Origin of the sequence: Croceivirga lutea (assembly GCF_014235875.1) — a bacterium.
GTDB classification, from domain to species: domain Bacteria; phylum Bacteroidota; class Bacteroidia; order Flavobacteriales; family Flavobacteriaceae; genus Croceivirga; species Croceivirga lutea.
This window is the reverse complement of the sequence record NZ_JACJUK010000010.1, coordinates 70,948-82,929: the sequence shown is the minus strand read 5'-3', so window position 1 is coordinate 82,929 and position 11,982 is coordinate 70,948. Positions and strand designations below refer to the sequence as shown.

General features: G+C 35.5%; 7 protein-coding genes. 3 read left to right on the top strand and 4 right to left on the bottom strand.

Translation table 11 applies throughout. The annotated features are described in order from the left end of the window. Nucleotides 1-32: 32 nt before the first annotated feature. The 3 genes from H5V42_RS14315 (at nt 33) to H5V42_RS14305 (ending at nt 8,751) form a co-directional block, all read left to right on the top strand. Complete coding sequence (locus tag H5V42_RS14315; protein WP_185783862.1) at nt 33-839, top strand: M48 family metallopeptidase; 807 nt, start codon at nt 33-35, stop codon at nt 837-839. Nucleotides 840-902: 63 nt separating this feature from the next. Beyond that, the gene (locus H5V42_RS14310) at nt 903-2,228 is read left to right on the top strand and encodes an MFS transporter (RefSeq protein ID WP_185783861.1); all 1,326 of its coding nucleotides are present in this window, start codon (nt 903-905) and stop codon (nt 2,226-2,228) included. Between the two features lie 145 nt (nt 2,229-2,373). Beyond that, nucleotides 2,374-8,751, top strand: a complete 6,378-nt coding sequence (locus H5V42_RS14305; protein ID WP_185783860.1) for an Ig-like domain-containing protein — start codon at nt 2,374-2,376, stop codon at nt 8,749-8,751. A 90-nt stretch (nt 8,752-8,841) separates the two neighbouring features. On the opposite strand, the gene H5V42_RS14300 is transcribed toward H5V42_RS14305, so the two are convergent. From H5V42_RS14300 to H5V42_RS14285, 4 genes are read right to left on the bottom strand one after another with little or no spacing between them, the layout of a single operon-like run. Next, on the bottom strand, nt 8,842-9,564 hold the full coding sequence (locus H5V42_RS14300; protein ID WP_185783859.1) for a head GIN domain-containing protein: 723 nt from the start codon (nt 9,562-9,564) through the stop codon (nt 8,842-8,844). Nucleotides 9,565-9,586: 22 nt separating this feature from the next. Beyond that, nucleotides 9,587-10,681: a hypothetical protein gene (locus H5V42_RS14295; protein ID WP_390809438.1), complete on the bottom strand. Its 1,095-nt coding sequence runs from the start codon at nt 10,679-10,681 to the stop codon at nt 9,587-9,589. Beyond that, nucleotides 10,659-11,219: a hypothetical protein gene (locus tag H5V42_RS14290; protein WP_185783858.1), complete on the bottom strand. Its 561-nt coding sequence runs from the start codon at nt 11,217-11,219 to the stop codon at nt 10,659-10,661. The genes H5V42_RS14295 and H5V42_RS14290 overlap by 23 nt, the downstream gene beginning before the upstream one ends. A gap of 5 nt (nt 11,220-11,224) precedes the next feature. After that, nucleotides 11,225-11,782 carry an RNA polymerase sigma factor gene (locus tag H5V42_RS14285; protein WP_185783857.1) on the bottom strand — a complete coding sequence of 186 codons (558 nt, stop codon included), beginning with the start codon at nt 11,780-11,782 and terminating at the stop codon, nt 11,225-11,227. Nucleotides 11,783-11,982: the final 200 nt, after the last annotated feature.

The window sequence follows — 11,982 nt, the reverse complement described above, 5'->3', positions numbered from 1 at the left end:
TAGTCGAAAGAACGTTTTAAATACCTATAAAAATGAAAAAAGTACTATTAACCATCACAGTGTTTCTTTCTGTAGTTGCTTGTAAAACCAACCCATTTACTGGTAAAAGCACCTTTAACATGTTTCCTAATAGTCAAATTTTCCCAATGGCATTTGCGGAATATGACCAATTTTTAACTGATAATAAAGTAGTTACAGGTACTAGTGAGGCGCAAATGATAACTAATGTTGGGCAAAAAATTGCATCTGCTGCTGAACGTTGGTTAAATGCGAATGGTTACCCAGGCTATCTAAAAGATTACAAATGGGAATATAATTTGGTTCAAGATGAAACCGTAAATGCATGGTGTATGCCAGGAGGTAAAATTGTTTTTTACACCGGTATTTTACCAATTTGCCAAGACGAAACTGGTATAGCTGTTGTTATGGGGCATGAGGTTGCTCACGCTTTAGCAGACCATGGTGCACAACGAATGAGTGCTGGTATGGCGCAACAAATTGGTGCTGTTGCAGGTAACGTAGCCATTAAAAATGAACAATGGTTAAACGTTTTTAATCAATCTTATGGTGTGGTATCTTCAGTAGGTGTGATGCTGCCATTTAACAGAAGTCATGAAACTGAAGCAGATAGAATTGGTTTACAAATAATGGCCATTGCTGGTTATAATCCTGATGAAGCTGCTGAACTATGGAAAAGAATGAAAGCTCGTGGCGGTCAAGCACCACCAGAATTTTTAAGCACACACCCTTCTAATGATACTAGAATTAACAATTTAACGGCATGGGCACCCGCAGCAAAACAAGAAGCTGCAAAATTTGGTGTAACCACCTTTAAATAATTTAAGCAAATAAAAATTTTAAGAAAAGCCATCTTATTCAGATGGCTTTTCTATTTTTAGCAAATGTCAAAGGCAGTTTTAGCTAAAGGTGAACCCAAGTTGTTGAACGCTTGGGCCTTTTATGATTGGGCAACTTCGGTATACAACCTAACCGTTTCAAGTGCTGTTTTTCCTTTATTCTTAGGTACCTTATTTAGAATTTCTGAGGTCGAAACTGTTGAGGTTTTTGGTAGAAACATAGAAAGGGTACCCTTAATAGGTTATGTAACCTCCATTTCATTTGTAATTATAGCATTAATTACACCTTTAATTTCTGGGGTTGCAGATTATTTGGGTAATAAAAAAGTGTTCCTCAGATTTTTTACTTACTTAGGCGCATTTGGCTGTATAGGTCTCTATTGGTTCTCTTTAGAACATATCTATTGGGGTTTGTTTAGTTATATGTGCGGTTTAATTGGGGCATGGGTTAGTTTTGCAGTATACAATTCATACTTACCAGATATTGCTTATCCTGAACAACAAGATAAGTTAAGTGCTAAGGGTTTTTCTATGGGCTATGTGGGTAGTGTTCTTCTGCTCATATTTAACTTAATTATGGTGCTTTTTCCACATTACTTTGGCTTAGAAGATTCTGAAGGTATGCCTGCGGCTGTAAAGGGTATGAAGATTTCCTTTGCAACTGTAGGAGTATGGTGGATAGCTTTTAGTCAGTATTCTTTTTACCATCTACCTAAAGGCTACAAAAGAGAAGGTAAAAGAAGAAATATAATTCTCAACGGTTTTAGAGAACTAAAAATGGTTTGGAATCAGTTACAAGAATTACTAACTCTTAAAAGGTATTTAAGAGCATTTTTTGTTTATGGTATGGCAGTGCAAACCATAATGCTTATTGCAGCTTACTTTGGCGAAAAAGAAATAGAGTGGGGAACAGATGAAAACCGGCAAGTTGGATTAATTTCTAGTATTCTTTTAATACAATTGGTAGCCATACTGGGTGCCTATGGTATGGCTTGGGCAGCTAAAAAATTTGGAAATATTAAAACACTTGTTGTTGTTAATGTTTTTTGGATTCTATTATGTATCTATGCCTTTACCATGGTCACTCCCATAGATTTTTATATAGGTGCCACTATGGTAGGTTTGGTTATGGGTGGTATACAAGCATTGTCTAGATCTACGTATTCAAAATACCTACCAGAAACTACAGACACTACTTCTTTCTTTAGTTTTTATGATGTCACTGAAAAAATCGGAATTATAATAGGAACCTTTGTTTTTGGCTATATTTCTGAATTTGAAGGAGGCACAAGAAATGCAGCTTTGTTTTTTACACTTTTCTTTCTTTTTGGTGCATTACTTTTAACAAAAGTGAACAAGGTAAAAGATTGATTATGCGAAATATAGCGAATTCACTTACAAAAAGTGATATCGTTTTTAACATTTTGGAGTTTAATCGATTTTTAACAAGATCATAACGATTGTTTTCACTTTTCCATAGGCCAAATGCTTCTTTTGTAGGCTAATTGGCCTAACTATGAGAAAACACTACAATTCTATATTCGCTTTTGTCTTATTGGTATCTGCAGTAATATCAATGTCTGCAGTATCTTATTTTGCGGGATCAGGACTTTCTAATGCCGAACCGGTTGGGGCATTTTTAAATGGTAATTTTCCTGATGTAAGTGCTTCATCAAATCCTTATAAAGAAGTATTTCCCAACATTACCTTTGATTCGCCTTTAACATTTACTCCGGTTCCAAATTCTGATATTTTAATCGTTGGTCAACGTAATGGAGAAATTTACTGGTTCGAAAACGAAAATAGTGCCACAAAGAATTTGTTAGTTGATATGTCTAATGAAGTTGGCGTTACATGGGATGGTGGCTTCTTAGGTCTAGCTATTCATCCACAATTTGGACAAGCTGGTAAAAATTACTTCTATTTATATTATACCACCAAAGATGCTCAAGGAAGAGATTATCCTAACGGTTTTATAACTGGGTTCGGGTGTGATAAGGAAGATTATTGGGGAAATTTCTTAATCTTAAAACGTATTGAAGTTAACCCAACAACGTTTACTAAAGTAGCCAATAGCGACCTTGAAATGATAAAGATGCGCATGTTTAGTTCTACGCACCGTGGTGGAGGCATAGCATTCGGTAATGATGGTTACTTATATATACCAACAGGCGACCAATCTGCTTATAATAAGCCGCAAAATTCAACCACCAATTTAGATGGTGGAGTACTGCGAATAGATGTGGACCAAAACCCTAACACAAGTCATCCTCCAACTAGAACATTACCAACAGGGGGGCGTTTTGCAGATGAGGTATCTGGCGTTGGTTATTATATACCAGATGATAATCCTTTTTTAACTGCAAGCGGTAGCAATTTTGAAGAATATTATACAATTGGGCATAGAAACCCACATCGTATGACAGTGGATAGACTTACAGGAACCTTTTATATTGGTGAGATAGGGGAGTCAACTCATGAAGAAATTAATGTAATCGAAAAGGGTAAAAACTATGGCTGGCCTGTATACGAGGGATATCAATTTAGAGGAACCTGTACTACAATGCAAGACGGCATGCCTCATCAAGGTCCATTAGTTGCCTTTCCTAGAAGCCAAGCAAATGCTCTCATTGGCGGTTATGTGTATAGGGGAGCAGCAATGCCAGATTTTTATGGAAAATATATTTGTGCTGATTATGGTACAGGTGAAGAAATTTGGGCTGTAGATATCAATACTGGTGAATATGAATTAATTACTCAATTTTCACCTACTAATATTATCTCTTTTGGTGAAGATAATAATGGCGAATTGTACTTACTAAGCCAAGGTAATAATGTAAAAATGTACAAGCTTGTACAGAATGGTGAGCTAGAAGGTACTGTTCCAGAATTATTATCAGAAACCGGTGCATTTAAAAATTTAGAAACTCTTGAACCTAATGATGGCGTTTTACCATACGATTTAATTGAGCCATTTTGGTCAGATGGAGCTGAAAAGAAAAGGTGGTTGGTTATTCCTAATGATGGTACCCACAACACACCCGCTGAGCAGATTTCATTTTCTGAGAATGGCGATTGGCAGTTTCCTACTGGTTCTGTCTTAATTAAGCATTTTGAACTTCCTGTTGATGAAAATAATCCGTCAGAGACGAAACGATTGGAAACAAGATTTTCAGTAAAAACAACAGAAGGCTCCTTTTATTATAAAACCTATAAATGGAATGCAGCTGGCACAGATGCGGTGTTATTGGAACAAGGTTTAGAAGAAGATATTCAAGTTCGATTACAAGATGGAACGGTTACCAACCAAACTTGGGTGTATCCTTCAAGTCAAGATTGTATTTCTTGTCATAACCCTGCTACGGGAGGTACTTTAGGTACAAGAACAAGATATCTGAATTCTGAAATAACATACGATAAAACAGGATTGACGGCGAATCAATTAGTAACATTAAGTCATTTGGGTATTTTAGATGAAGCTATTAACGATGCACAAGCAGCTCAATTTCAGACTTATAAAGCTTTAGAAGATGAAACGGCAAGTTTAGATGAAAGAGCACGTTCTTATATGGATTTAAATTGTGCGTATTGTCATAGACCTGGAGGTACAGGAGATAGAGCTCAGTTTGATTTGCGCCTATTTAATACGTTGCAACAAACGGGTTTATTAAGTTCTGGCACTAATACGCCCATAGGAATTCCTGGGGAGCGAATTTTAGTTCCAGGAAATGCGGACCAATCTATTCTTTATCATAGAACTGCCTCTACAGACCCGTCTATAATGATGCCTCCTATAGCAAAAAAGAAGGTAGACGATAAGGCTGTAGCTTTGTTAGAAGCATGGATAAATCAGTTAGATCCAGATTTAGAAGTACCAACTATAGAAGAGGCTAGATATGCCTTAATAAATGTTGGAAGCGGACTTTATGTGGATGTTGCCGGTGCTTCTCAAGCCGATCGTGCTGACATTATACAATGGAATCCAAACGGTGGAGCAAATCAAGAATATTATCTAGAATCTGTTGGTACTGGAGTTTACAGTTTCAGAGCATTACACAGTACTAAATATTTTGATGTTGAGTCGCAAGGCCAAACGCCTGGAACAAACCTTATCCAATATCAAGGTAACGGTACAATTGCTCAACAATTCACTTTAGAATATGTTGAAGAAGACCAGTGGTTAATTAAAAGTGTTGCTAACAATCTTTATTTAGGAATTGAAAACAATAGCGTTGATTTAGGTGCAAGTGTAAAAACCTATATAAATGATGGTAGTAATTTCTTTAAATGGAGATTAGTAAATCTTGATAGAAATCCCGTAACAGGTATCACAACCTCTTTATCAGAAGTTAGTTTAGTTGAAGGGGAAACTGTTACCGTTACAGCAACAGTGCAGCCAACAAATGCTACTGAACAAGGCATTGTATGGACTTCTAATGATGAGGCAATTGCAACAGTTGATAATCAAGGAACAATTACCGCTGTTTCTTCAGGCAGTACGGTATTGACTGCAACATCTATTGATGGTGATTTTACTGCAGAAGTTGCTGTAATTGTAGAAAGTAATTTCGATTGTTCTATAATTGAAACTGAATATCAGATTAACAATGGTCAATATATTACTGATGTAAGTTCTATCCAGATTAATGAGGGTAGTCGATTGGTGTTAAGTATAATTCCAAATCAATATCAATTTTCAATAAGTGGTCCTAATGGAAATGAAAAGGAACTAAGTTTACAAGACTTGGTAATAGAACAGATAACGTTACAAGATGCCGGAGTTTATACTATTGAAACGGAACAAGGTTGCTTGCTAGAAGTTAATGTTGAAGTTGCTGCTGTAGATTGTACAAATCTAGGTTTAGAGACTGAATATCAATTAAATCAGACGGGGCCTTACATTACAGGAGATGCAAACGTTTCTATTTTAGAAGGAGAAACTATTACTTTGAGTATTATACCTAATGCTGTTAGGTTCAGTGTTACAGGCCCTAATGATATTTTTAAGGAACTTAATTTCCAAGATTTAACCTTGTCAAATGTTACTTCTGCACAGTCTGGGATATATATATTTACCACAGATAGTGGTTGTGAAACAGAACTATTGTTAAACGTGGTTCCAGAACCTACAGCAGTAACAGGCGTAACATTAGCTGCTGAAAATTTAACTTTAACAGAAGGTGACACAACCCAATTAGTAGCAACTGTAAGTCCTACTGATGCTAGTGATAGTTCAGTATCTTGGGAGAGCAGTGATACTTCAATAATTACTGTTGATGAAAACGGTAATGTTATAGCAGTTTCTGAAGGAAATGCAACAGTTACTGTAACTACAACAGACGGAGGTTTTAAAGCTACCGCTTCAGTCGTGGTTGAGCCAATTGTTATTCCTGTAACAGGTATAACATTATCAGAAGATGAGATTACTTTAATAGCTGGTGAAACCGCCCAAATTATTGCAACTGTTAGTCCTTTAGATGCAAGTAATCGCACTGTATCCTGGGAAAGTAGTGATGAATTCGTAGCTACCGTTGATGCTAATGGTGCTATTACTGCAGTTGCTGAAGGTAGTGCCATTATAATTGCCACAACAAATGACGGCGGATTTATAGCCAATGCCAATGTAATCGTAGAGCCTATAACTATACCGGTAACTGGCATAACAATAAATCCAACTTCATCTAATCTTACGATAGGTGAATCAATACAACTGATAGCAACAGTAAATCCTAATGATGCCTCAAATACAACTGTAAATTGGACAGTTAGTGATCCGAGTGTGGTTTCTATTGATAATTCAGGCTTGGTAAATGCTTTAGCAGAAGGTATTGCCCGTATAACGGTTTCTACTGAGGATGGCGGTTTTTCGGCAACCTCTACAATAACAGTAACAGCACCAACTAGTCAAGATTTACCTTGGATTGAAGATTTTACTAACTTACAAAATGGGTCTACGGTTGATACAGGTGAAACCGCATGGTCAACAACAGGTAACTTTTCTGTTCTAAATGAACAATTGCGTTATCAAGTAGATTATACTACTGAGAATCCAGCAACTTTTGAAACTCAAGAAATCAATATTTCTGGTTATTCAGATGTAAGTATTTCGTTTACTGTTACCGATGAAAATTTAAATTCAAAAGAAGAAGTTGATTATTTAAGAGCATACTATAGATTAGATGGAGGTACTCGTGTATTGCTTGCAGAATTCATTGATGATATTGATTTAGAAAACTTTACCATCAGTGGAATTCAAGGTTCTTCTTTAGTTGTGGAATTTGAAGCTAAATCTTCAGCAGATAATGAGATTTTTATTGTTGATGATTTAAGAGTTGAAGAAACCAATACGAGCACAATTCCTGTGACAGGTGTAAGTTTAAATACCAGTGAGGTTAATCTAGTGCCAAACGCTACCTATACTTTAATTTCTACAATAACCCCTGTTAATGCAACAGATAAAACGGTTACTTGGCTCTCAAGCAACCCATCAATTGCTAGTGTAGATGCTGACGGTAAGATAATTGCCCTTAATCCTGGTAATGCAACGGTTACTGTAACAACGGTTGATGGTAATTATTCAGCTTCAGCAAATGTATTGGTAAGCGCAGTTCCAAATCAAGAACTACCATGGATAGAAACATTTAATGATTTGGTTAACGGAAGTAAACTAGATAATGGTGAAACTGCATGGATTGTAGACGGAAGTATTCAGGTTACTAACGGACAACTTAGATATCAAACAGATTACTCTTCTAATGACCCAGCAACCTTTACAACTGAACAGATAAATATAGCTGGTAACGCTAATGTTTCCATTTCGTTTATCATTGACGACGAAGATTTGGGAGCCAAAGAAGAAGTTGATTTCTTAAGAGCGTATTATACGGTTGATAATGGAGAACGTGTTTTAATTGGCGAATTTATTGATGATATAGAACGACAACTAATTACCGTTGAAGGTATAGAAGGAGATAATCTCGTAATTGAGTTTGAAGTTTGGTGCTCTGCAGATAATGAAATATTTGTGGTAGACGATTTAAAAGTTGAAGCCAATAATCCTTCAGAAATTTTGGTTACCGGTGTGAGCTTAAATCCACAAAAAGTTAATCTCACAGCAAATCAAACATTTCAATTAGCTGCTATAGTTTCACCCTCAAATGCAACAAATACAACAGTAAGTTGGTCATCAAGTGATGATAGCGTTGCAACAGTTAATTCTAATGGATTAGTTACCGCAAATGCTGTAGGTAACGCAATTATTACAGTTACTACAATCGATGGTGGTTATACGGCAATTTCTGAGATAGAAGTTGGAGAAGAGTATATACCGGTTAGAGGAGTTAGCTTAGATGTAACTGAAGGTGAGGTTCCAGTTGGTTTTTCAGGTACTGTTACGGCTACTATAAATCCAGAAAATGCAACAGATAAATCAGTTGTATGGAGCAGTAGTGATGAAAGTGTAGGGGTTGTTGACCAAAACGGAAATGTAACTGCCGTTGGTCCTGGAACAGTCATTATTACGGTTACCACAAATGATGGAGGTTATACTGCACAACTAACAGGTTTTGTGTCTAGAAGTGGAGCAACATCCACATTTAAAATATCTTTTGATGAATTAGAAAAATTAGGAAAATCAATTTCTGCATTAACAATTGCTCCTAATCCGGTGGAACAAGACTCAAATATGCAACTTCATTTTGCATCTTTTGTAAGTTCAAATGCCGAAATAAATATTTACGACTACTCTGGTAAGATAGTTCTAACAGTTTCAAGACCAGTGAATAAAGGTCAAAATAGTACTGAGGTAGCTATAAGACAACTAGCTTCGGGCAATTACTTTGTTTCTGTGCGGGTTGAAGATGAAATTTTAGTACAGAAGGTTTTAATTAAATAAATTCATAAAAAATCCCCAGTTGAAAAACTGGGGATTTCTTGTTTATTGATTGATGAAGGTATCCGAATAATCGGATGTTTAAATTCTATCTTAATAGCTAGAAATATCGCCAGACCCAGAACTTTTTGATTCAATCTTACTCGGGTTTCCTTTGTAAGTAATATCTCCTGAACCAGAAACTCTAGCACGCAGCATTTCATTTGCTGTTACTTTTAAATCTGCTGAACCAGAAACTTTTGCTTCTACATTATCAGCTTCTAAATCATATGCTTTAACATCACCAGAACCCGCAACAGCTACTTCGAAATTTTTTGTGCTGCCTTCTAAATTCATATCTCCAGAACCAGAAATAGATGCCTTAACGTTGGTAGCTTCTAATTCTAGTGTAACATCACCAGAACCTGCTATTGAAGCCTTAAAACTATCTGTTTTTAATACAGTTTTTGATACAACATCACCAGAACCAGATAAGCTGACACCACTAATTTCTTCAACTGGTACAGTTATTAATATTCCAGACTTCCAATTAGAGGATTTAAGATTTACTCCTTTTTCAGTTTTAATAACTAGGCGACCATCTTTAACCTCTGTTTTTATGTATTCTAAAAGATTTTCTTCTCCTTTAATTGTTAATTGCCCTTCAGCACCGCTTACCAGTTCAACATCGAACCAACCAGCTGAGCTTACTTCATCATAGCTACCTACATTACGTTCAATGGTTACTACATTACCATTACCTTGTATTCTTTTGCCCCATTGAGCTGATACACTTAGGCTCAATAGTGCTAAACTTAGGGTCAAAACTTTTTTCATGATTTGTTGTTTTTGATTGTTATTAATTTTCATAGAATGTTATTCCACCGTATTCACTGTTAATTGAAACTCTGTTGCCAGAATTTGATTTACCACGATAACCTTTGTAATATTTCTCGTGAGATTTTTCTTTGCTAATATTTATTTCAAACTCATCTTTTCCACTTACCCCTGCATATTCTGTTGAAATTTCAAAATCGAAATAATAGCTAGGAGCATAACCAAATTTAATTCCAGTATAATCAGACCTAATGTCTACATTACCATTAGTCATTTCTGATATTTTAATGGAACCGTAGTCTGATGTTATGCTTACGTTGCCATCTACTTTGCCTAATTTAATTCCAATGTAATCTCCAACTCCTTTTACATTTTTAACCTTATCTACTTCTAAAGACCCGTAATCAGATGAATACTGTAAGTTACCCATTTCTTTAATTACACTGTTCGTGTAGTCTGCGTTGATAACCAAATTACCTGCTTTTTCTATTGTAAAACTAGAGTAGTCAGCCATAATTTCAGCACTATTGATGTATTCGAAAGAGCTTCTAGAGGTATAATCAAAACGCAGTTCGTTATTTCGGCCTCGTAATTCACCTATTTCCATTTTACCATAATCACAGTTTATTTTGGCATGACCATCTATTCTATTTAAAAAGATATTACCATAATCATTATTTAAATGAACACTGTTTTTTACGGGTAATTTTATTGTGTAATTAACCTGAACATTTACATTATTACGTTTGCCCCAGTTCCAACCCCAACTTTTGCTTCTATCGCCAAAACGGGTAATTGCAGAAACTAATGAAGCACTGTTTTCAAAATCTACATCTATTTCTCTCAGACGCTCTTTTACCTTTTCTTCATTGTTGCCGTTTGTTTTAATGTGAACTTCTATTACTACTCTGTTTTCATTCCATGAAGTAATATTTAGATTGCCATAACTGTTTTTTACTTTAAAAAGGGCATCAGCGTTTACATCAAATTCTTTTTTAATGGTCTTTTCTTTTGTGTATTTACCACCCCACCTACCATCTAAAGGTTTGGCTTGCAATCTCGTAGTGGTAACGAGAAAGGTTAATAATAGTATGCTATATTGTAAAATTCTCATCATTCTGTAGATTTATGTTTTTAATATCTTCAATACTGGCTAAAACCTCTTTCAACAAATCAATTCTTGTTTGAAAGTTAATTATCATGGCGTTTAATATAATTTCAGAATTACCGCCATTTACCAGGTCTAATTCTAATTGTTTATAATCGTTTTCTAACTGTTTTAACTGTCCTAGTGTATCTTCAACTAACTTTGCGTTAGCTGGAGTTTTTTCCTCTTCTAATTTTCGAACTTGTTCTTCTACTAAGCTAGCAAAGTAAAATTCTGTGTTAGATATTTCAGGGGAAATTTCAACTACCCGTTCCTCAATACTATCTTGTTGGTTAAGACTAAATAGTCCAATACCAACCAAAAGCACAATTGAAGCTGCAATTGAGAGCGGTTTCCACCAATTTTTCTTTCTTTTTAAGGTTACTACACCATTTTGGCGTTCTATTTTTTCTAAGAATCTTTTTTGGTGTCCCTTGTTTGGGCTTTCAAAATCAAAATCTCCTGATAACCGCTCAAATAATTTTTCTAATTCATCTTTTTCTTTCATAACAATTAAGCGTTTAATGTCATTTTACTTCTCAAACTTTCCTTTGCTCTAGAAATCATGGTTCTGCAATTAGCATAACTAATATTCATAATTTCACTAACCTCTTCGTAATCATAGCCTTCAACCAAATGTAAGGTCAAAGAAACTCTGTAATTGTCTTTTAAACTGTTCATGGTCTCCATCACTTTTTGAGCCTTTAGTTCTGTATAACCATTGTTCTCTGAAACAACTGCATCATTATCTTCGACCTTGTATAACATTTCATCTAGACCAACGGCCATATTCTTTTGTTGTTTTCGGTAATGGTAGATACTGTTGTTTACCACAATTCTTTTTAACCATGCTCCGAAGGTTACTTCACCCTTAAATGTGTGCAATTTGGTGAACGCGTTCAAAAACGACTCTTGCATTACATCTTCAGCTTCAGCGGTGTGCTTTACTATTCTATACGCAGTATTGTACATGGCCTTGTAATACCTATTGTATATTTCTAATTGTGCACCTTGTTTACCTTCTTTACACCATTCTAGCAATTGGTCAGTATGTTCTTTTTTGTGGCTCAAAAAGATGATTGATTTGTTATAGAGATGAGAGCTCTTTTAAATTGTTACAGTTTTTTCAAAAAAAATTCAATTGTATTGGCATAACAATTGCAAACTAATACCGAAAAGTAGTTGATTTTGCACACAAACCAACCGAAGACTAATGTTTTAGCAGATTATTCGAAGTTGAAAGTAGTCGGTTTTACAAGTTTTGGTGTGAC

Excerpts from the sequence above, each read along its gene's own strand:
- H5V42_RS14315 (WP_185783862.1), top strand. The coding sequence starts at position 33 with ATGAAAAAAGTACTATTAACCATCACAGTGTTTCTTTCTGTAGTTGCT.
- H5V42_RS14310 (WP_185783861.1), top strand. The coding sequence starts at position 903 with ATGTCAAAGGCAGTTTTAGCTAAAGGTGAACCCAAGTTGTTGAACGCT.
- H5V42_RS14305 (WP_185783860.1), top strand. The coding sequence starts at position 2,374 with ATGAGAAAACACTACAATTCTATATTCGCTTTTGTCTTATTGGTATCT.
- H5V42_RS14300 (WP_185783859.1), bottom strand. The coding sequence starts at position 9,564 with ATGAAAAAAGTTTTGACCCTAAGTTTAGCACTATTGAGCCTAAGTGTA.
- H5V42_RS14295 (WP_390809438.1), bottom strand. The coding sequence starts at position 10,681 with ATGATGAGAATTTTACAATATAGCATACTATTATTAACCTTTCTCGTT.
- H5V42_RS14290 (WP_185783858.1), bottom strand. The coding sequence starts at position 11,219 with ATGAAAGAAAAAGATGAATTAGAAAAATTATTTGAGCGGTTATCAGGA.